This window comes from Nocardia sp. NPDC051990 (assembly GCF_040680755.1).
In the GTDB taxonomy this organism is placed as follows: domain Bacteria; phylum Actinomycetota; class Actinomycetes; order Mycobacteriales; family Mycobacteriaceae; genus Nocardia.
The window spans coordinates 1-20,278 of sequence record NZ_JBFAXH010000020.1 but is presented as its reverse complement, the minus strand read 5'-3'; the positions used below and the strand labels follow the sequence as shown (position 1 = coordinate 20,278).

Here is a 20,278-nt window from a genome sequence, read left to right as displayed (position 1 = left end):
AGGCACCGACGGTTCCGAAGACACGGGCTGGCACCCGCCTGCCGAAAACGACCACGGCATCGGGATGTTCTGGATGACCCCGCCGCTTCGGCAGGACCGGCCGGATCGGAGATGGGCATCGGGACCGTTCCTTCCAGGCGCGTGCGCCGACGCGGGATTCAGCGTACGCGGGTGCCGAGCAGGTGCCGCACACCGCCGACGAACAGTTGCAGACCGAAATCGAAACGTGCTGTCGCGTCAGGGGTTTCGTTCAGCGGTGAGGCGTCCTCGGTCAGCGCGCCGGCCGAATCCATTTGCATTCTGGACTGTTCGTCCACCGTTTGCCCGAGCACGTAGTACAGCAGCGTGTACGCCGCGTGTTCCGCTTCCGGCCGTGGCATTCCGCCGCGGATCGCCGCGCCCGCGAGTCGTTCCCGACCCTTGCTCGTGGTGAGTCGGGAAGCGTAGGTCGCCGAGACCAATTCGGCGCCGTCGCGATAGGCGAGTAGGCAACCGCGCAGCCGATGCGCCAATTCGGTGATCTGGGCCGACCAGTCCTCGGCCTCGACCGGATCCTCCATCGGGGCCAGGATCCGGTCGGCCACCGCGCCGAGCAGCGCCTGTTTATTGGGGAAGTGCCAGTACAGCGCCCCCGGCTGGACCTGGAGTGAACCGGCGAGCCTGCGCATGGTCAGGTCGGCGAGACCGTACTGGTCGAGTATGGCGATGGCGCCGTCGACCACGTCCGCGCGGTGCAGCTGCACGGTGTTTCCTTCCGCTGTGTTCGATGCGGCATTCCCGGGGCCCTGCGTGGTTACGCTCGCTGCCGCCTCCAGGCCCGTCGTTCATGCTGCGCGTATTTTGACTCACTGTTACCGCTACCCTAGCCTGAACACCGTTCAAGTTGCACGGCCACCTCGGCCGGACGAAGGGATTCGTGCAGTGACCCAGGCACCCGTCCACACCGATATTCTGGCGACCGCCCGCGAGCAGGTGCTCGAGCGCGGCGAAGGCCTGACCCAGGAGCAGACCCTCGAGGTGTTACGGCTCGGCGACGACCGGCTGGAGGAACTGCTCGCCCTCGCGCATGAGGTGCGCATGAAGTGGTGCGGTCCCGAGGTCGAGGTCGAGGGCATCATCAGCCTCAAGACCGGCGGCTGCCCCGAGGACTGCCACTTCTGCTCGCAGTCGGGTCTGTTCCAGTCGCCCGTGCGTGCCGCCTGGCTCGATATCCCCAGCCTGGTCGAGGCCGCCAAGCAGACCGCCAAGACCGGCGCCACCGAATTCTGCATCGTCGCGGCCGTGCGTGGTCCGGACGAGCGGCTGATGGCGCAGGTCGCAGCCGGTGTCGAGGCCATCCGCAACGAGGTCGACATCCAGGTCGCGTGTTCGCTCGGCATGCTCACCCAGGAACAGGTCGACCAGCTCGCCGCCATGGGTGTGCACCGCTACAACCACAACCTCGAGACCTCCCGTTCGCACTTCCCGAATGTCGTCACCACGCACACCTGGGAAGAGCGCTGGGACACCCTGCGCATGGTGCGCGAGGCCGGTATGGAGGTCTGCTGCGGCGGCATCCTCGGCATGGGCGAAACCCTGGAGCAGCGTGCGGAATTCGCGGCGAACCTGGCCGAACTCGAGCCCGACGAGGTGCCGCTGAACTTCCTCAACCCGCGTCCCGGCACCCCGTTCGGCGACCTCGAGGTGCTACCCGCCGCTGACGCACTGCGCGCCGTGGCCGCATTCCGGCTCGCGCTGCCGCGCACCATTCTGCGCTTCGCGGGCGGTCGCGAGATCACCCTCGGCGACCTCGGCGCCAAGCAGGGCATACTCGGCGGTATCAATGCCGTCATCGTCGGCAACTATCTGACCACCCTCGGTCGGCCCGCCGAGTCGGATCTGGACCTGCTCGGCGAGCTGAAGATGCCGATCAAGGCGCTCAACGAAACACTGTGATCCGGCTGCCGAATACTGAGTACGCAAGCATCACGAAAGAGGCTGGTGCCATGAGTACTGTCATGGATATGGACGAGCGCTACAACCCGTTCACCGGCAAACGCATCGTGCCGGGTCTCGACGATCCGGTCCCGGCCGCCGCGGCGCTGGGACTGGAACCGCCGCGCTTCTGCGAACAGTGCGGCCGCCGCATGATCGTGCAGGTCAGCCCCGACGGCTGGTGGGCGAGGTGCTCGCGGCACGGGGAACTGGATTCGAAGAATCTGGAACATCGCTAGTGGTGACCGAATACGGCGACGTCAGCGGGCCGGCCGGCTCGGCTCGGCTGGTTGGCGTGCGGCGTGAGCTGCGGGCGGCCGCGCTGATCGCGGTCGGGGTGGTGCTGCTCAGCGTGCTCGGCGGTGTGTTGTGGGCGTTCGCGGCGCCTTCCGAGCAGTATCTGGTGGTCAAGGCGCGCGCCGGTGCGGTACCGGCCAAGGGCGCGGCATTGACCGGCGAGAGTGTGCACCAGTTCGACGCGCTGGCAATCTTTGTCTGCATCGGTGCCGTGCTGGGTGTGCTGACGGCCATCGGTGTGTGGCGTTGGCGTCGCCCGCGCGGACCGCTGCTGCAATTGGGACTGCTGATCGGTTCCGGCGCAGGCGCTTACGTGATGGCGAAGGTCGGCGAGCAGATCATGCAATGGCAGCATCCGATGCCGTACGATCCCTCGGTCGGCCAGATCGTGCGGCTGCCGGTCGAGGTCGGCAGTTGGCTGGCGCTGATCGTGCAACCACTGTTCGCCTCGCTGATCGTGCTGTTCCTCGCGGCGCTCAGTCCGACAGAGGATCTCGGCACCGGATTCAGCGGACCGTTCGGCGATGCGCGGCCATACTGCACTGCGGCAAGCGGATTCGCGACGGTCCAGAGTGCCGATCCGCACCATGGCGCCGTGAACGGCGGGACGGTGCCCTACGGTGTTCCCTATGGCGGCTTCGGACCGCCTGGTTCGGATGGCGCTCGCTAACGTTATCCGAACCGTTGCCCACGCGGCGGTACAGACGTACCGGGACGGCCTAGAATTGTGGGACACGCTGTGCGTTCAGAGAGGAACGGATCATGGCGTTCGTCGGTAGCGGACCGGTGGTCGAGGAACTCGATGCGCAATTCTGGCGGGTCGTCGAGCCGCTCGTCTATCACGGTGCGACAGAAGAATTCGTCATCCCCGCGGGCTTCCGCACCGACTTCGCATCGGTGCCAAGGGCTCTGGTCTGGCTGGTGCCGCGATACGGCGTCTACACCCGTGCCGCCATCCTGCACGACTACCTGCGCAGCTCGAATGTGGTGAGTACGGCCGACGCCGACGGCATCTTCCGGCGCTGTCTGCGGGAGTTCCGGGTCTCGGTACCGCGCCGCTACATGATGTGGGCCGCAGTGCGTTTGGACAGTCGCCTTCGTGGCGCGAATCTCGGCGATATCGCACTGGTCGTACTCATCGCCATCCCATCGTCGGTATTCCTCACGATCCCGGTGACCGTGGTGACGGTATTCCTGCTCTTGTTCTGGTTGGTGGAGTTGGTGTTCTGGGTGTTCGCGCGGCTCGGCCGCCGAACCGGCGCGCCACCGCCCCAGCCGCGGCTGAAAACGGCTTGAACACGGCCGCCCGAGCAGGTCGAATATTCCGGTCCGGAACTCCTTTCAGCTGTTCCAGCCGCATGGTTGTTGCCCTGATCGACGAAGTCTCGGCTCGCGTTCCCGGCCTGTGGGCGTTCATTACTCGCGGAAAATCGCTGGCCGCATGTGGCGCCTCGTCGATACCGTTGTTGCGCACGTTGAGCCGAGGACTGGAAGGAGGTGGTGATGAGCGAGGATATGTTGATCAGGCATGGGCAGTGGGTGCTGGTTCCGGAGGCCGGGGCGTGGGAACGGGCTGATCTGGTGGCGTGGCGGCGGCGGGATGCATTGCGGCGGTCCAATGCCGCGCAGCCGATTCCCAGTGCGCGGCGGTATCGGCGGAAGGTGAAACATAAGGGGCGGGAGCGGGATTGAGGTTGCTTCCAGTGGTTCGTAATTGACCCCGTTTTCGTGTGCGAAGGCATGTGAAGGCGGGGTCTTTGTTGTTCGGGGTGCTCGAGTCCAATTCCGACAATGTGCTCGGTGGTGGCGGCATCCGATGAGCAACCGGATGCGCGCGGACCTCGTTGGCGAGGCCGGGAGGTGTTCTGCCACAGGGCTTTCACCGACTCGTATCCGATCCGGAACACCGAACCGCCGGCTCCTTCCGGTCCGGATAACTCGTCAGACGGTAGGGATCGATCGCACCGGGCTGTGGCCCCCTATGACAGTGGCCACGGCACAGTCCATTTCGAACCAAGGGCGATCGTGCCCAGGCGATCGCAGGGCGGTCAGGTCGGTGGGCGCAGCGCGGCGAATTCGTCGGTGACCCGGAGCTCGGAGTCGGTGAACCGATAGACCGCCGCGGGGCGTCCACCCGTCCGGCCGGGGGATGCGGTCGCACCGGTCGGCGTGATCACCTTGCGGCGCGTAAGAACTCGCTGGAGATTCGTTGTATCGACTTCGTACCCCAGTGCGGCGCAATAAATTTCGCGCAGCGTGGACATGGTGAACCGCTCCGACGCCAGTGCGAAGGCGATATTGGTGTAGGACAGCTTCGCGGCGAGCCGGGTGCGCGCGTGTTCGACGACCGTGCCGTGATCGAACGACATGCGCGGCAGCTGGGAGACCGGATGCCATGAGGTGTCCGAGGGCAGTTGCGGGTCCGCGGTCAGCGGCACCAGCCCCAGATAGGCCGAGGCGATCCGGCGCGGTGCGGGCACCCGGTCCGGATTGCTGAATACCGACAGCTGCTCCAGATGCGCCAACTCGCGCACATCGACCTTCTCGGCGAGCTGGCGGCGGGCCGAGACATTGAGGTCCTCGTCGTCGCGCAGTCGTCCGCCGGGTAGCGACCAGGTGCCCTTCTGTGGGTCGAGTGCGCGCTCCCACAGCAGCACCGCGAGTTCACTCCGCTGACCGGGCGGACATGGTCGAATCAGCTCATCTGTCCTGCGCGCAGGGCTGCTACCTGCGGCGATTTCGGTGGGGAAGCGCCGAACCTGGAACACCGCGGTAAGCGTTTCGTGGATGGTGTTACTATGGGGCACGTTTTCGATTATAAGTCGAAAACCTGGTTTGGTGCGAATCGGCTGGCATGCGAATAGGCACAAGGGCCGAGCGTACGAGGAGAGGAGCCATCCATGGCGACGACGGGTGTGAAGCTGGCGCCCCCGCTGATGGGGCAGGTATTCGATGGTCCGACCGGATTCGCCGGTGTCGAGGCCACACCGGAGTGGGCGGCCGAGGTCAAGCGCCTCGCCAGGGAGCGCAACGCGACGATTCTCGCGCACAACTACCAGTTGCCCGCGATCCAAGACGTGGCCGACCACGTCGGCGACTCGCTGGCGCTGTCCCGCATCGCGGCCGAGGCGCCCGAGGACACCATCGTCTTCTGTGGTGTGCACTTCATGGCCGAGACGGCCAAGATCCTGAGCCCCGAGAAGACCGTGCTCATTCCGGACCAGCGGGCGGGCTGCTCCCTGGCCGATTCCATCACCGCCGACGAATTGCGAGCCTGGAAGGCCGAATTCCCGAATGCGGTGGTCGTCTCCTACGTGAACACCACCGCCGCGGTGAAGGCGCTCACCGATATCTGCTGCACCTCATCGAATGCCGTCGATGTGGTTGCCTCCATCGATCCGGACCGCGAGGTGCTGTTTCTGCCGGATCAGTTCCTCGGCGCGCACGTCAAGCGGGTCACCGGCCGCGAGAACATGCACATCTGGGCGGGCGAATGCCACGTACACGCGGGGATCAACGGTGACGAACTGACCGAGCAGGCCCGCACCCACCCGGATGCCGAACTGTTCGTGCACCCCGAATGCGGCTGCGCTACTTCGGCCTTGTACCTCGCGGGCGAGGGCTCGTTCCCGGCCGACCGGGTGCACATTCTGTCGACCGGCGGGATGATCGACGCCGCCAAGGCCGCGAAGTCGAATCAGGTCCTGGTCGCCACCGAGGTCGGCATGCTGCACCAGCTGCGCAAGGCCGCCCCCGGCATCGACTTCCAGGCCGTGAACGATCGTGCGTCCTGCAAGTACATGAAGATGATCACCCCGGCGGCACTGCTCCGCTCGCTCGTGGAGAACACCGACGAGGTGCACGTCGACCTGGAAACCGCCGCGTTGGCTCGCAATTCGGTGCAGCGCATGATCGAAATCGGCAACCCGGGCGGTGGCGAATGAACCGCTGCGATCGGAGCGCGACGTGCGCGCTCGTCCGGAGTGGCGGTGCGGAATGACCGCAGCGCCGCGGATCGACTGGGAAGCCGCCGCCGATCTGGTCGTTATCGGCGGCGGTGTCGCCGGGTTGACCGCGGCACGGACGGCATCGCTGCGCGGTCTGCGGGTGCTCATCCTCAGTAAGGGCGGCCCCACCGATACCGCGACCCAGTACGCCCAGGGCGGCATCGCAGTCGTTGCGCCGCACGAGGATTCGGTGGAATCACATGTGCGCGACACAGTCGAGGCCGGTGCCGGACTGTGTGACGAGGCGGCGGTGCGGTCGATTGTCGAAGGCGGTCAGGCCGCGGTCGCCGCACTGACCGACTTGGGCGCGGTCTTCGATCTCGCACGGGACGGCCAGATTTCGCGTACGCGCGAGGGCGGGCACAGCACGCGACGGATCATCCATGCCGGCGGTGACGCCACCGGCGCCGAGGTGCAGCGTGCGCTGAATGCGGCCGGATTGCCGGTCCTGTTCGGTGCCGCGGCATTGGAAGTCGTCACCGGGCGGACCGGCGTGCAGGGCGTGATCGCGGTGTCCGAGAACGGATTCGGGGTCGTGCACGCGCCGGCAGTGCTGCTGGCCACCGGCGGGCTCGGTCAGCTGTACGCGCTGAGCACGAATCCGCCGGGTGCCACCGCCGACGGCATCGCGCTCGCGCTGTGGGCCGGTGCGACGGTGGCCGACCTCGAATTCGTGCAATTTCATCCGACGGTGCTCTACACCCCCGGTGGACTGGGCAGGCGGCCGTTGATCAGCGAAGCGGTCCGCGGCGAAGGCGCGACATTGGTTGATTCCGAAGGAAATTCGGTGACCGCGGGTGTGCACCCGCGTGGTGATCTGGCACCGCGCGATGTGGTGTCGCGTGCGATCGCCGCACGGATGCGCGCACTCGGCACCGACCATGTTTACCTCGATGCCCGAGCGATCGACCAGTTCCCGCAACGTTTTCCGACGATCACCGCATCCTGCCTGGCCGCCGGGATCGATCCGCATACCGATCTCATTCCGGTCGCCCCCGCGGCGCACTATCAATGTGGCGGGGTCGTGACCGACACCCACGGCCGGACCGCGGTTCCCGGTCTGTACGCCGCGGGTGAGGTGGCGCGCACCGGACTGCACGGTGCCAACCGGCTGGCCTCCAACAGTCTGCTCGAGGGGCTGGTGGTCGGTGAGCGAGCCGGAGTGGCCGCCGCCGCCGAACGTCTCGGCGAGGAAGCGCACGTGACGGACATGTCCTTCCATACCATTCCGCGCGCGGCCCGAGCGTTGGTCCAGCAGTCGATGACATCGCATGCCTCCGTGGTCCGCGATGCCGCCGGGCTGGCGGAGGCGGCCGTGCGGTTACGGGATGGGGTGTCGCACTGTACGGCAAGTCGCTTGCGTGCCGAGTTGACCAGTGCCAGCCAGCGATTCGCGAACGAACTTTCGGTAGTGAGCGACATTTCGGCGCGGAACGGCGCACCGAGCGGTAACGACACCGCAGACCTCAACGCCGCGGCCGCGGCACAACGCATCACCGAATTCGAGGACGCCGCCCTCACCCTCACCGCCCAAGTGCTGCTGCTCGCCGCGGCAGCGCGCACCGAAAGCCGCGGCTCCCACACCCGTTCCGACCACCCGGCCCCCGACGACCACCAATGCCGCAGTCGCACGGTACGTCTGGGCCCAGAAGGTCACCCCGTCCCAGCCCCGGACGGTCTCGACCTCACCACCTGGACTCAGAACGACATCCCCAACGCCTCATGATCGAGAACAGGGAATTTCCGCGCACGCTGCGGGTAGTAAGACAAGGAGTGCACTGATGGGACTGGATACCGGCCTGGATCGTGACGAGGTGCTGACCCTGATTCGCACCGCGCTGGACGAGGATCTGCGCTACGGCCCGGATATCACCACGGCGGCAACGGTTCCCGCCGATGCGGCGGTGAAGGCATCAGTGGTGTCGCGCCAGCCGGGCACGGTGGCCGGGCTCGATGTCGGCCTGCTCGTGCTCGACGAGGTGATCGGTGCGGGCAATTACGAAATCACCGATCGGGTCGCCGACGGCACCCGGGTCGAGCCGGGCCGGTCCGTGCTCGAGCTGGTCGCGCCGACCCGCGGCCTGCTCACCGCCGAACGCACCATGCTCAATCTGGTCTGTCACCTCTCCGGCATCGCGACCGCGACTGCCGCGTGGGTCGATGCGGTCGCCGGCACCAACTGCCGCATTCGCGACAGCCGTAAAACCCTGCCCGGCCTGCGTGCCCTGCAGAAGTACGCGGTCCGCGTCGGTGGTGGCGTCAATCACCGTATGGGTCTCGGCGATGCCGCCCTCATCAAGGACAACCACGTGGTGGCCGCCGGTTCGGTGGTCGCGGCCCTGCGTGCCGTCCGCGAGCTGGCCCCCGATATCGCCTGTGAGGTCGAAGTGGACAGCCTCGAACAACTCGACGCCGTCCTGTCCGAAAACGTCGAACTGGTCCTGCTCGACAACTTCCCCCTGTGGCAGACCCAGGCCGCCGTCCAACGCCGCGATGCTCAGGCCCCCACCACCGAACTCGAATCCTCCGGCGGCCTGACCCTCGCCGACGCCGCCGACTACGCCCGCACCGGCGTCGATTACCTGGCCATCGGCGCCCTGACCCACTCCGTCCGTGTCCTCGACCTCGGCCTGGACATGTAGCAGCGACCTGTCAGGCGGTGAGTTCCCGTTCCAACGGAGTCCGGAAGCGTGGGATGGCGCGAACTCCGCCGTACCAGGTGGCGGTGCGGTCGGCTTCGGCTTCGATGAGCGATTTGGCCTCGGCACCGATATCTTGCAGGAGGCGATAGACGATTTCGCCGTCCTTGCGTTGGGCCCAGCCGCCGACTATGCGGCCGTTCCACCAGATAGTGGGGCCGACGTTGCCGTTGCGGTCGAACAGCATCGGTGCGTGCGGGCCGAGGTACCAGTCGCGGGACTGCCAGCCCATGGGGGTGGGGTCGAGGGCGGGGAGTAGCGCGGTCCAGGGTTCGGGCTCGGGGGTTGGGTCCTGGTCGTCGGCGAGCAGCAGGCCGGTGGTGCCGTCGAGATCGACCTCCACCACGTCGAGTTGGGCGAGCGCCTTGCGGACTTCGGTGAGGGTCCAGCCGGTCCACCATTTGATATCGGTGATCGGGGCGGGGCCGAAGGCGTAGAGCCACTGTCGGACGAGTTCGGCGCGGGCCGCATCGGCGGACATGGTCGAAACACCTTGCGGCAGCCAGGTTTCCGTCGGCGCCCAGGTGTATTGGCTGCTCGTCCAACTGCCGTTCGGCCGACCGCGCACAATGCGCCCCTCGATACCGAGGATCAGGAGCACCCAGGTGGTAATGCTGTTGGGGCGCGAATATGCCTTGTCCGGAGCGGGATTTACCTGCGTGCGCAGCCGGGGCACGTCGTTGCTCAGCTGCGCGCCGGTCGCCGCCCCGCGCGCCAAAAGCGCCTTGTGCGTTTCGTCTTCGACATCGGCGAGCCATGCGCGCACATCCCCGTCGATGACACCGGCCTGCTCGATGAATCTGCTGTAGGTGCGACGTTGCTTCTCCGCCAACGCATCCGCGCACGACGCCTGCAATACCGGCAGCAATTCGACCGGTGCGACGAACATGGTGCGCCGCATCGCGAGCAGGCGCAGCAGCGTCCGATCGTCGTACAGGGCCTGCTCGACATGTGCGGACTCGGCGGTGCGACTGCGCGCGCCCACCGACAGATACACCGTCGCGGGATCGGTCGCATGCAGTACGACGAGGGAGCGGACGATATCGGCAACATCATCGGTGCGGCACGCCGACGTGAGCCGATGTCGTCGCGCAAGCCGGGCCCGCCGCTCTGCCGTATCAATCGAACGCATATGCGAATACTAGCGGTTGGATGTCGACCTGCTGCGGATCCACCAGCAACGCCTGACACGCCTCCCGCGCCGCCGCGATCTCGTCCTGATGGAAATTCCCATCCGCATTGCGTAGCAGAAATCGCTCGCGTGTACGGATGCGATGTTGGCAAATCGCCGGTTTGCTCGGTGGCACAATCGGTTTGCCGGCGGACATGTGGGGGCGGCCGCGATGCGCGGCGCGGTATTCGTCGCGACTCGCCCGTCACCGCGCCCGGACAGCGATAGCCACATGTCATCATTCCAGGATGAGGCACCTCCTGCTGACGCTCGGCTGTGCGCTGTTCGTCGCGGTGTCGACGACAAGCCTTGTCGCATCGCCCGTTTCGGCCGTGCCGGAATGCGCGGTCGAAGTGGACGTGCGGCTGGTGACCCTGACGGTGGACGGCGAGGACGCCACCGGCCGGGTATACGAACCGGATCGCTGTGCGCCGGGCGATCTGACGCCGCGCGACCTGGTCGTCGCGGTCCACGGCCACAACGGCAGCTCCGCCGATTTCGCCGAATATCTGACCTCGATCGCCCGCCGCACCGCGACCCCGATCCTGTCCGTGGACGCCCGCAGCGCGACCAGCGTCTGGCGCACCGGTGACTGGAATCTGTGGGCGGGCTGGCGCGATATCGTCACCGCCACCCAGTGGTACCACAACGAGCATCCGACCATCGGCCGCACCGTGCTGTGGGGCTGGAGTCAGGGCGGCACCATGAGCGGACTCGCGGCAGCGTACGCTCCGCACGGGCTTTTCGACTACTGGGTCGACAATTACGGTCCCGCCGATGATTTCAGCATGTGGGTTGCCGCGGCGGGCATCGATCCAGCACTGCCCGCTCAGATCGAACGCGATGCGGGCGATTGCGTCCCAACGGTCTGTCCGCAGGCGTATGCCCAACGTTCACCCGCTCTGCTTGCCGCCCGGATGAGCATCAAACGCGCCTTTCTCATCCACGGCACCGCCGACGATGTGGTGCCGTACCCGGCGACCTTGGAAATGCGGGCCGGACTGCTCGCCGCGGGTAAGCCCACCTCGATGTACACGATCGTCACCGGCCGCGACCTGTACGGCGCCGTGGTCCCCGGCGATCACCGCATCGGTCCCGCGTACTTCGAGGGCGGCTGCGTGGTCGAGCGCCTGTTGCTCGGCACGGAACCCGTCGACGGACCCGACCGCGACTATCTGGTCGACGTCGCCCGCGGCATCGTGACCGCCCCACCGGCCCCGCCGAACGCCAAATGCGCGGCCTAGGGAACACCTGTCGATGCGGTGTGGTTCATTCGAGCAGAACCGGACACTAGGAGAGGTGCCATGAAGCCGAATGATCCCGCGTACCACTGGAACGGCGCGGAATTGGACCTCGACGCGTACCTGGCTCGCATCGGCTACCGCGGCGACCGCACCCCGACGACGGCCACCCTGCGCGCGCTCGTCTATGCACACACCACCACGATCCCGTTCGAGAATCTGGAGTCCATTCTCGGCCGCCCGGTGCCGCTTGATCTGGAATCGTTGCAGGACAAGATGATCCGGCACCAGCGCGGCGGCTATTGCTACGAGAACGTCGGCCTGTTCGCCGCCGCGCTGGAACGGCTCGGCTTCGGAGTGACCGGACTCAGCGGCCGGGTCACCATGGGGGTATCCGACGGTCTGCGCCCGGCCACCCACGCCCTGCTGCGCGTCACCACCAGCGATGACGATCGCGTCTGGATCTGCGATGTCGGTTTCGGCTCCGGACCGCTCGCGCCCTATGAACTGGTCGAGGGCGGCGAATTCGCGCTCGGCGACTGGCGCTTCCGGCTCGAGCGCGGCACCGGTGAACTCGACAGCGACCGGTGGGTGCTGCACCAATTCGGCCGCGACGGCTGGATCGACCGCTACACCTTTACGCTGAACCCGCAGTACCGCATCGATTTCGTGGTCGGCAACCACTTCGTGTCCACCGCGCCGCGGTCGCCGTTCACCACCCGGCCGTTCGTACAGCGCTTCCTCCCGGACGTCCATCATGTCCTGGACGGCCTCACCCTCATCACCGAATATCCGAACGGCTCCAGCGAAACCCGCGAACTCGAACCCGCCGAACTTCCGAAAATCCTCGCCGAGGTCTTCGATATCGAGCTCTCCGAGCCCGACGCCATCGCCCTCGCCCAAGGTCCCTTGCTCGCCTGAAACAGCTCCGTGTGGGCTCCCCGGGCTGATCACTATCGGCCATTAGAGTCGGCCAGGTGCGTTCATACCGGAATCTTCTCGTTCTGTTCGCAGCCTCCGCCGTGGCCCTGGGGTGCAGCTCAGGGCCGGACCAGCCCGACACCGTCGCCGGGCAGTTCGCCGCTGCGCTCAGCCGGGACGATATCGCCGCGGCCGCCGCACTCACCGACGATCCGATCAAGGCGTCGGATGCACTGGGCAAGCTCTACGACGGGCTCGGCAAGGATGTGAAATTCGAGGTCCGCAATGTGGATAAGAACTCTTTCACCCTCGCCGCCACCTGGAAGTTCGGCAAGGACGGCAAGAACGAGTGGAGCTACACCACCACCGGTTCCGCCAGCGAATCCGGCGACCGCTGGAAGATCAAATGGGATCCCAATGCCATCGCACCCGGTCTCGCGCTCGGCCCGCTGAGCTACGCGAACACCTATCCGAAGCCGGCGCGCGTGCTGGACGCATCGGGCGGTGAGTTGATGACCGAGCAGGTCGTCACCCTGGTGAACGTTGCCCCCGGTGCCGACACCGCCGCGCTCGCAGCTCTGCTCGCCCCGGTCGCCGCGGATATCACCGCACAGTCATTGCAATCGGACCTGGCTGCGGCACAAGGCAAGCCGATCACCGCGGTCACCCTGCGCGACACCGATATCGCCCCGATCCAGACGGCGTTGGCCGCGGTTGCGGGTGTCACTCTCGCGCCGCAGACCCGCCTGCTCGCCACCGATAAATCCCTGGCGTCACCCGTGCTGTCCGGCCTGGCCGACCTGTGGCAGAGCTCCGCCGACGCGGCGGCGGGCTGGGCGGTGCGGGCGCAGACCGCCGACGGCACCGAACGCGTCGCCGGTCAGGATCCGAAACCCACTGCGGATATCGTGACCACTCTCGACACAGATCTGCTGCGCTACGCGGAGAGCGCATTGACGCCGATCACCCAGCCCGCCGCTATCGTCGCACTGCAACCCTCCACCGGGAAGGTGCTCGCCGTCGCGCAGAACGCGGCCGCCGACGCCCAGGGACCGATCGCGCTCACCGGCCTGTATCCACCCGGTTCGACCTTCAAGACCGTCACGGTCTCCGCCGCACTGCAATCCGGCGCGGTGACGCCCGATACCGTGCTGCCGTGCCCGGCCACCGCTAATATCGAGGGCCGCAGCATCCCCAACGATAACAACTTCGACCTCGGCAATGTCGCGCTGCACACCGCCTTCGCCCAGTCGTGCAACACCACCATGGGCCAACTCGCGGCGAATCTCGCACCGAACGGACTGACCGATGCCGCAGCGCAACTCGGCCTTGGCATCGACTTCATCACACCCGGTCTGACCACCGTCACCGGCAAGGTGCCGACCGTGGACACTCCGACGCTGCGGGTGGAGTCCGGTATCGGCCAGGGCAAGGTGACGGCCTCACCGTTCGGGATGGCGCTGGTCGCCGCATCCATCGCACGCGGATCGCTGCCGCTGCCGATGGTCGTCAACGGACAGCCCGGTGTCGCCGACCGCACCCCGGCGCCGCTCCCACCGACCACCGATGAGCAGCTGAAAACCATGATGCGCGAAACCATTACCGGCGGCACCGCCACCGCGCTGCGCGACATTTCGGGCCTTATCGGCAAGACGGGCACCGCCGAGTACATAGATGACAAGCACGCGCACGGCTGGTTCGTCGGCATCGATGGTGACCTGGCCTTCGCCGTCTTCGTCAGCGATGCGAACAGTTCGGGTCCGGCCGTGCAGGCCGCGGGTCGTATGCTGCGTTCGGGGCATTGAGCGACACCTGAATCCGCACGGCATGAGCATTCGGCGCGGTGTGGGCGGCGAATATACCCCCGCAGCCGTGTGCCGAGGATTGCCCCCCGCTACACTCGTCGGCGGAACGCGTTGATGGTCAATACGCGTGATGTCACGATTTCGAGAAGGTTCGGAGTAGGCGCCATCGATACCGGTCAATTGATCGCGGAGCACTACCGCCTGGTCGAGCGGATTGGTAGCGGCGGCACAGGTGTGGTTTGGCGTGCCGTCGACGAACGCCTGCAGCGCTCGGTCGCGGTGAAGCAGATCCATATCAAGCCGAGCCTGCCCGAAGCCGAGCGCGATGTAGTGCGTCAGCGGGCGATCCGCGAGGCCCGCAATGCGGCGCGCTTCCAGCATCCGAATGCGATTGTGGTCTTCGATATCACCGAGCACAACGGCGATCCGTGCCTGGTGATGGAATATATGAAGTCGAAGAGTCTGGCGGGCGTGATCTCCGCGCAGGGCATGCTGCCGCTGACCCAGGTCGCGCGGATCGGCGAACAGGTCGCCTCGGCGCTCATCGCCGCGCATCACGCCGGAATCGTGCACCGCGATGTCAAACCGGGCAATATCCTGCTCGACGACACCGGCACCGTGAAGATCACCGACTTCGGCATCTCCCGCGCCACCGGTGATGTCACCCTCACCGAGACGGGTCTGATCTGCGGGACCGCGGCCTATCTCGCACCGGAGGTCGCGCGCGGCGCCGACCCGACGCCCGCCGCCGACGTATTCGCCCTGGGCGCAACGCTTTTCCACGCACTCGAGGGGGAACCGCCATACGGTGCCAGCGCCAATCCGCTCGCCGTGCTCTACGCCGCGGCGAACGGCCAGGTGAGCGAACCGCGGCATGCGGGCCCCGCGACCGACTTCCTGCTGGATCTGCTGAGCCCGGACCCCGCGGACCGGCCGACCATGCGTGCGGCTCGCGAACATCTTTCCGCACTCTCCGATTCCGGACCGGTGCCCGCCGGATTCGTGCCCGCCAGTGAGGCTTTCGGCCGCCACGGCGAATCCGCGACCCGTGCGCTGCGCCCACCCGCGAATCCGACGCCGGAACATCAGCCGACCGCGCGGCAGCCACGTCCAGCGCCGCCGCCGCGAAATTCCGCCCGCCCCGATAACTCCGGTGGTGCGTCGCATCCGAGGACCGCATCGCATCCCAGAACCGCCGCACATCCGCAGACAGCCACCCAGCCCCGTCCGGCGCCGCGCAAGTCCGGTGGTAAGCGCAAGGCCGTACTGGTCGGCGCGACCGTCGGAGCGGTGGTGGCCGTCGTGGCCATCCTGATCGGTGTGCTGAATCAGTCGGGCGGCAATACGCCGTCGGTGCAAGCGAGTCCGCCTGTATCGTCCGCGTCGCCCGGTACTACCAGTTCCACGGCTGCCGCGGGCCCGGTGGGCCGGACGAAGAGCGTCGGCCAGGCCGACGTACGGAAATCCATTGATCAAGTAGTGGACTTCTACAACAACCTTTCCCGTCTCAGGCTCGCCGATGCATGGAAACAGTTGACCCCTGCTGCCCAGCAGGTCTTCGGCAGCCAACAAGCCTTCCAGGATTACTGGACGCAGAATCGAGTCACGGACTTCAACACTGTTGGTGCGGCCGGTGGCGGTATCGGTACCAACCCAGACGGTTCGGTGGACATCGATGTGGCCAGCGTGACCTATGCGAGCCAGAACAGGTCGGTGACGCTTCGGTTGATCAACCCTGGCAGCGGGTCTCCGCTTATTGACAGCGACACCCATTAACACGGGCGTCCGGATTCGGCCAGGGGGCAGCCGGACATCGTGACGCGGTGGGCTGGCCGGATCGTCGCTGATAGTGACGGATGCGGGCGCGATATTGATGTCGGCGCCGCCAGGTGGAGTGGTGCAGTCCGTGGCCGAGGGGCGGATCGGATCAAAAGTGACGATCTGCGGGCGGCCGTACTCCGCTATACATCCGGCGACCCGCCGCGGATAACGGGTGGCACCGGACCGATAGGCTGGTAGCTGGAGCGGAGCGGAGAATACCGACCGCTCGGCGTCGGGCACGGCGTCCACGGATCAGGACAGACAGGATCGCAGACCTCATGACATCCCGCATCGAGCTCGCCCGCGTCGATCTGCGCGGCCGTACTCCCTCCGCTGCCGAGCTGCGCACCGCGCTGCCGCGCGGGGGGGTCGACGTGGACTCGGTGCTGCATCAGGTGCGACCGGTGGTCGAGGCGATCCGGGACCGCGGGGTCGCGGCGGCGCTGGAGTTCAGCGAGCAGTTCGACGGCGTGATTCCGGCGAGCGTGCGGGTCGCGGCGGCCGAACTCGATGCCGCGTTGGAGAAGCTGGATCCGGCCGTCCGTACCGCACTCGAGGTCGCGATCGAACGGACCCGCACAGTGCACGCCGACCAGCGACGCACCGATACCACCACCGAGGTCGTGCCCGGCGGCACGGTCACCGAGCGGTGGGTGCCGGTCGAGCGGGTGGGGCTCTACGTGCCCGGCGGCAATGCCGTCTACCCGTCGAGCGTCGTGATGAATGTGGTGCCCGCGCAGGCCGCCGGTGTCGATTCGCTGGTGGTTGCCTCACCGCCGCAGGCGCAGTTCGGCGGGTTGCCGCACCCGACCATCCTCGCGGCCGCGAAGCTGCTCGGGGTCGAGGAAGTGTGGGCCATCGGTGGTGCACAGGCGGTCGCGCTGCTGTCCTACGGCGGCATCGATACCGATGGCGCGCAGCTCGAGCCGGTCGACCTGATCACCGGTCCCGGCAATATCTTCGTGACCGCCGCCAAGCGCCTGTGCCGCGGCCTGGTTGGCATCGATGCCGAGGCGGGCCCCACCGAAATCGCGATCCTGGCTGATGCGACCGCCGATCCGGTCCACGTCGCCGCCGATCTGATCAGTCAGGCTGAACACGACGTGCTCGCGGCCAGCGTGCTGGTCACCGATAGCGTCGAACTCGCCGATGCGGTGGACGCCGCGCTCACCGCCCAGATGACGGTGGTCAAACACGCGCATCGGGTGCGGGAGGCTTTGTTCGGCAAGCAATCCGGCACCGTGCTCGTCGACGATATCGAGCAGGGCCTGCGGGTGGTGAACGCCTACGCCGCCGAACACCTGGAGATCCAGACCGCTGATGCACCGGGCGTCGCGGCCCGTGTGCGCAGTGCCGGCGCGATATTCGTCGGCCCGTACGCCCCGGTCAGCCTGGGCGACTACTGCGCGGGCTCCAATCACGTACTACCGACGGCGGGTTGCGCGCGCCACTCCTCGGGCCTGAGCGTGCAGACCTTCCTGCGCGGTATCCACGTTGTCGAATACACTCGGGCCGCACTCGAAGATGTCGCCGGTCATGTGGTGGCCCTGGCCAATGCCGAGGACCTGCCCGCACACGGCCAGGCCGTACAAGCACGATTCGAGGCACTGCCATGAATCCCGAGATCACCGTGCCCGGCTCCGACATCAGCCTGGACGATTTGCCGCTGCGCGCGAATCTGCGCGGTAAAAAGCCTTACGGCGCACCCCAATTGACGGTGCCAGTGCAACTCAACACCAATGAGAACCCGCACCCGCCCAGCCGGGCCCTCGTCGACGACGTCGCCGAATCCATTCGCGCCGCCGCCACCGACCTGCACCGTTACCCGGACCGTGACGCCGTCGCGCTGCGCACCGACCTGGCCGAATACCTGACCCGCCAAACCGGCGTCGCGGTGCATACCGCGAATGTCTGGGCGGCCAACGGCTCCAACGAAATCCTGCAGCAGCTGCTGCAGGCCTTCGGCGGACCCGGCCGCAGCGCACTGGGTTTCGTGCCGTCGTACTCGATGCACCCGATCATCTCCGAGGGCATCGATACCGAATGGGTCGAGGCCAAGCGCAATGCCGACTTCTCCCTCGATATCGACTACGCACTCACCGTCATTGCAGCGCGCCGACCCGATGTGGTCTTCGTGACCAGACCCAATAACCCGACCGGGCACAGCATTCCGCAGGCCGACCTGGCCCGGATCCTGGCCGCCGCACCGGGAATCGTGGTCGTCGACGAGGCATACGGCGAATTCTCCGCCGAGCCGAGCGCGATCGCTCTGATCGACCGCTATCCGACGAAACTCGTGGTCAGTCGCACCATGAGCAAGGCCTTCGCCTTCGCGGGCGGCCGACTCGGTTATCTGGTGGCCGCTCCCGCGGTGATCGACGCGATGCTGCTGGTGCGGTTGCCGTATCACCTGTCGGTGGTCACCCAGGCCGCCGCCCGCGCGGCCCTGCGCCACGCCGATGAAACCCTCGCCAGCGTCGCCGAACTGGCGGTACAGCGGGACCGCGTCGCGGAAGCATTGGGCGCCATGGGTTTCGAGGTGATCCCCAGTGACGCCAACTTCCTGCTCTTCGGTCGTTTCACCGACGCCTCCCGCGCCTGGCAGCACTATCTGGACCGCGGCGTGCTGATCCGCGATGTCGGCATCACAGGATATCTGCGCGTCACCATCGGTCTCGCCGCCGAGAACGACGAATTCCTGCGCGTCAGTGGCACCTTGGTCGAAACCGGCCTCACCGTTCGATGAATCCGCCTGTGGAGGAAGTAAAGATGAATCGCACCGCGCGGGTGGAGCGCGTCACCAAGGAATCGAATATCGTCGTCGAACTGGACTTGGACGGCACCGGCAAGACCGATATCGCCACTGGTGTCCCGTTCTACGACCACATGCTGACCGCGCTCGGCGCACACGCCAGCTTCGATCTGACGGTGCGCGCCGAGGGGGATATCGAGATCGAGGCGCATCACACCGTCGAGGACACCGCCATCGTCTTCGGCCAGGCGCTGGGTAAGGCACTGGGCGACAAGTCCGGCATCCGTCGCTTCGGTGATGCGTTCATTCCGATGGACGAGACGATGGCGCATGCCGCGGTGGATGTGTCCGGCCGCCCGTACTGCGTGCACACCGGCGAACCTGATCACCTGCTGCATACGGTGATTCCTGGTTCCGGACCAGGCGCACCGTATTCCACCGTGCTCAACCGGCACGTATTCGAATCGATCGCGCTGAACGCCCGCATCGCCCTGCACGTGCGGGTGCTGTACGGCCGTGACCAGCACCACATTACCGAGGCCGAATTCAAGGCGGTGGCGCGGGCATTGCGCGCCGCCGTCGAACTGGATCCGCGGGTGAGCGGTGTCCCGTCGACGAAGGGGACACTGTGACAACCAAATCCGTCGCTCTGCTCGACTACGGCTCCGGCAACCTGCATTCCGCATATCGCGCGCTGATCCGCGCGGGTGCGAATGTCGAGGTGACCGCGGATGCTGGTATCGCGCTGGCCGCCGATGGACTCGTCGTCCCCGGCGTCGGTGCCTTCGCCGCGTGCATGGCCGGACTGCGTGAGGTGAAAGGGGAACGCATCATCGGTCAGCGGCTGGCCGGCGGTCGTCCGGTGCTCGGTGTCTGCGTCGGCATGCAGATCCTGTTCGAGCATGGGAGGGAGTTCGGTGTGGAAACCGAAGGATGCGCGGAATGGCCGGGTGTGGTCGAGCGGCTGTCCGCGCCTGTGCTCCCGCACATGGGTTGGAACACCGTGTCGGCTCCGTCCGACAGCGTTCTGTTCGCCGGAATGGCCAGCGATACCCGTTTCTATTTCGTGCATTCCTATGCCGCGCAGACCTGGGACCTGCCACCGAGTGAACACTTCGCAGCGCCGAAACTCACCTGGGCCGAACACGGCGTCCCATTTCTGGCGGCCGTCGAGAACGGGCCGCTGTCGGCGACGCAGTTTCATCCCGAAAAGTCCGGTGACGCGGGCGCACAGTTGCTCCGCAATTGGGTGAACTCGCTGTAAACACCCGCTGGCCAGGCGATTTGACATCATGCACGCCGGTAAGTAACTTTATCCAAGTCAGAGCGACACGGACACCGACCCGGAGCCGAACGGCCTGGGAAACGAGGTAGGACGAGGAGCGCCTGACAATCACACTAGTTCGAACGGGTTCTGATTTTGTTTCGGGATTCGGCTGAGCTAAGCTTCATCAAGTTGCCTCACTGAAGCCTCGGATTTACGCCGGAGTGAATGTGTGTGCGTGTGTTCTTTGAGAACTCAATAGTGTGTCGATGAATGTCAGTGCCAAATGTTTTTTGGTTCCGGCCTCTCATACCCCCGTGTGTTGG

At 66.4% G+C, this 20,278-nt stretch carries 19 protein-coding genes; 16 read left to right on the top strand and 3 right to left on the bottom strand.

Annotated features, from left to right (window positions below; translation table 11 throughout):
- Positions 1-158: 158 nt before the first annotated feature.
- Positions 159-743: a TetR/AcrR family transcriptional regulator C-terminal domain-containing protein gene (locus AB0L63_RS27550; RefSeq protein WP_364506301.1), complete on the bottom strand. Its 585-nt coding sequence runs from the start codon at positions 741-743 to the stop codon at positions 159-161.
- 178 nt (positions 744-921) lie between these two features.
- Here AB0L63_RS27550 and bioB point away from each other — a divergent pair, with 178 nt between their 5' ends.
- The 5 genes from bioB to AB0L63_RS27525 all read left to right on the top strand — a co-directional run bounded on the left by bioB (position 922) and on the right by AB0L63_RS27525 (position 3,963).
- Positions 922-1,935: a biotin synthase BioB gene (gene bioB, locus AB0L63_RS27545; protein WP_364506298.1), complete on the top strand. Its 1,014-nt coding sequence runs from the start codon at positions 922-924 to the stop codon at positions 1,933-1,935.
- Positions 1,936-1,985: 50 nt separating this feature from the next.
- The gene (locus tag AB0L63_RS27540) at positions 1,986-2,213 is read left to right on the top strand and encodes a hypothetical protein (protein ID WP_364506295.1); all 228 of its coding nucleotides are present in this window, start codon (positions 1,986-1,988) and stop codon (positions 2,211-2,213) included.
- Positions 2,214-2,215: 2 nt separating this feature from the next.
- Positions 2,216-2,941, top strand: a complete 726-nt coding sequence (locus AB0L63_RS27535) for a DUF2567 domain-containing protein (RefSeq protein WP_364506292.1) — start codon at positions 2,216-2,218, stop codon at positions 2,939-2,941.
- Between the two features lie 92 nt (positions 2,942-3,033).
- Positions 3,034-3,567 (top strand): DUF1353 domain-containing protein, encoded by a 534-nt coding sequence (locus AB0L63_RS27530; RefSeq protein WP_364506290.1) that lies wholly within the window; start codon positions 3,034-3,036, stop codon positions 3,565-3,567.
- Between the two features lie 207 nt (positions 3,568-3,774).
- Positions 3,775-3,963, top strand: coding sequence for a hypothetical protein (locus AB0L63_RS27525; protein ID WP_364506287.1), 189 nt, complete (start codon positions 3,775-3,777; stop codon positions 3,961-3,963).
- Positions 3,964-4,319: 356 nt separating this feature from the next.
- Here the strand turns inward: AB0L63_RS27525 and AB0L63_RS27520 are convergent, their stop codons facing one another.
- A complete protein-coding gene (locus AB0L63_RS27520) occupies positions 4,320-5,078 on the bottom strand; it encodes an NUDIX domain-containing protein (protein ID WP_364506284.1) in 759 nt (252 codons plus the stop codon).
- Positions 5,079-5,171: 93 nt separating this feature from the next.
- On the opposite strand from AB0L63_RS27520, the gene nadA reads away from it, so the two are divergent.
- Genes nadA through nadC form a run of 3 tightly spaced genes read left to right on the top strand, consistent with a single transcriptional unit; the run spans position 5,172 to position 8,920 of the window.
- Complete coding sequence (nadA, locus tag AB0L63_RS27515; RefSeq protein ID WP_364506281.1) at positions 5,172-6,215, top strand: quinolinate synthase NadA; 1,044 nt, start codon at positions 5,172-5,174, stop codon at positions 6,213-6,215.
- A 52-nt stretch (positions 6,216-6,267) separates the two neighbouring features.
- Positions 6,268-8,004, top strand: a complete 1,737-nt coding sequence (locus tag AB0L63_RS27510; protein WP_364506279.1) for an L-aspartate oxidase — start codon at positions 6,268-6,270, stop codon at positions 8,002-8,004.
- Between the two features lie 55 nt (positions 8,005-8,059).
- Positions 8,060-8,920 (top strand): carboxylating nicotinate-nucleotide diphosphorylase, encoded by an 861-nt coding sequence (nadC, locus tag AB0L63_RS27505; protein WP_364506276.1) that lies wholly within the window; start codon positions 8,060-8,062, stop codon positions 8,918-8,920.
- Between the two features lie 10 nt (positions 8,921-8,930).
- On the opposite strand, the gene AB0L63_RS27500 is transcribed toward nadC, so the two are convergent.
- Entirely contained in the window at positions 8,931-10,109 is a 1,179-nt protein-coding gene (locus tag AB0L63_RS27500) for a winged helix DNA-binding domain-containing protein (RefSeq protein ID WP_364506273.1), read from the bottom strand.
- Positions 10,110-10,396: 287 nt separating this feature from the next.
- On the opposite strand from AB0L63_RS27500, the gene AB0L63_RS27495 reads away from it, so the two are divergent.
- From AB0L63_RS27495 to hisH, 8 genes are all read left to right on the top strand, one after another.
- Entirely contained in the window at positions 10,397-11,392 is a 996-nt protein-coding gene (locus tag AB0L63_RS27495) for a prolyl oligopeptidase family serine peptidase (RefSeq protein WP_364506270.1), read from the top strand.
- Between the two features lie 60 nt (positions 11,393-11,452).
- The gene (locus AB0L63_RS27490; protein ID WP_364506268.1) at positions 11,453-12,310 is read left to right on the top strand and encodes an arylamine N-acetyltransferase; all 858 of its coding nucleotides are present in this window, start codon (positions 11,453-11,455) and stop codon (positions 12,308-12,310) included.
- A gap of 56 nt (positions 12,311-12,366) precedes the next feature.
- Positions 12,367-14,115 carry a penicillin-binding transpeptidase domain-containing protein gene (locus AB0L63_RS27485; protein ID WP_364506265.1) on the top strand — a complete coding sequence of 583 codons (1,749 nt, stop codon included), beginning with the start codon at positions 12,367-12,369 and terminating at the stop codon, positions 14,113-14,115.
- A 114-nt stretch (positions 14,116-14,229) separates the two neighbouring features.
- Positions 14,230-15,891 carry a protein kinase gene (locus AB0L63_RS27480; protein WP_364506262.1) on the top strand — a complete coding sequence of 554 codons (1,662 nt, stop codon included), beginning with the start codon at positions 14,230-14,232 and terminating at the stop codon, positions 15,889-15,891.
- A 323-nt stretch (positions 15,892-16,214) separates the two neighbouring features.
- Positions 16,215-17,552, top strand: a complete 1,338-nt coding sequence (gene hisD, locus AB0L63_RS27475; protein ID WP_364506259.1) for a histidinol dehydrogenase — start codon at positions 16,215-16,217, stop codon at positions 17,550-17,552.
- Positions 17,549-18,682, top strand: a complete 1,134-nt coding sequence (locus tag AB0L63_RS27470) for a histidinol-phosphate transaminase (RefSeq protein ID WP_364506256.1) — start codon at positions 17,549-17,551, stop codon at positions 18,680-18,682. Before hisD ends, AB0L63_RS27470 begins: the two co-directional genes overlap by 4 nt.
- A 23-nt stretch (positions 18,683-18,705) precedes the next feature.
- A complete protein-coding gene (gene hisB, locus AB0L63_RS27465) occupies positions 18,706-19,320 on the top strand; it encodes an imidazoleglycerol-phosphate dehydratase HisB (RefSeq protein ID WP_364506254.1) in 615 nt (204 codons plus the stop codon).
- Entirely contained in the window at positions 19,317-19,952 is a 636-nt protein-coding gene (gene hisH, locus AB0L63_RS27460) for an imidazole glycerol phosphate synthase subunit HisH (RefSeq protein WP_364506251.1), read from the top strand. The genes hisB and hisH overlap by 4 nt, the downstream gene beginning before the upstream one ends.
- The last annotated feature ends 326 nt before the right edge of the window (positions 19,953-20,278 follow it).

Coding starts and splice junctions, on each gene's coding strand:
- AB0L63_RS27540 (WP_364506295.1), top strand. CDS start 1,986: ATGAGTACTGTCATGGATATGGACGAGCGCTACAACCCGTTCACCGGC.
- AB0L63_RS27530 (WP_364506290.1), top strand. CDS start 3,034: ATGGCGTTCGTCGGTAGCGGACCGGTGGTCGAGGAACTCGATGCGCAA.
- AB0L63_RS27525 (WP_364506287.1), top strand. CDS start 3,775: ATGAGCGAGGATATGTTGATCAGGCATGGGCAGTGGGTGCTGGTTCCG.
- nadA (WP_364506281.1), top strand. CDS start 5,172: ATGGCGACGACGGGTGTGAAGCTGGCGCCCCCGCTGATGGGGCAGGTA.
- AB0L63_RS27510 (WP_364506279.1), top strand. CDS start 6,268: ATGACCGCAGCGCCGCGGATCGACTGGGAAGCCGCCGCCGATCTGGTC.
- nadC (WP_364506276.1), top strand. CDS start 8,060: ATGGGACTGGATACCGGCCTGGATCGTGACGAGGTGCTGACCCTGATT.
- AB0L63_RS27500 (WP_364506273.1), bottom strand. CDS start 10,109: ATGCGTTCGATTGATACGGCAGAGCGGCGGGCCCGGCTTGCGCGACGA.
- AB0L63_RS27495 (WP_364506270.1), top strand. CDS start 10,397: ATGAGGCACCTCCTGCTGACGCTCGGCTGTGCGCTGTTCGTCGCGGTG.
- AB0L63_RS27490 (WP_364506268.1), top strand. CDS start 11,453: ATGAAGCCGAATGATCCCGCGTACCACTGGAACGGCGCGGAATTGGAC.
- AB0L63_RS27480 (WP_364506262.1), top strand. CDS start 14,230: ATGGTCAATACGCGTGATGTCACGATTTCGAGAAGGTTCGGAGTAGGC.
- hisD (WP_364506259.1), top strand. CDS start 16,215: ATGACATCCCGCATCGAGCTCGCCCGCGTCGATCTGCGCGGCCGTACT.
- AB0L63_RS27470 (WP_364506256.1), top strand. CDS start 17,549: ATGAATCCCGAGATCACCGTGCCCGGCTCCGACATCAGCCTGGACGAT.
- hisB (WP_364506254.1), top strand. CDS start 18,706: ATGAATCGCACCGCGCGGGTGGAGCGCGTCACCAAGGAATCGAATATC.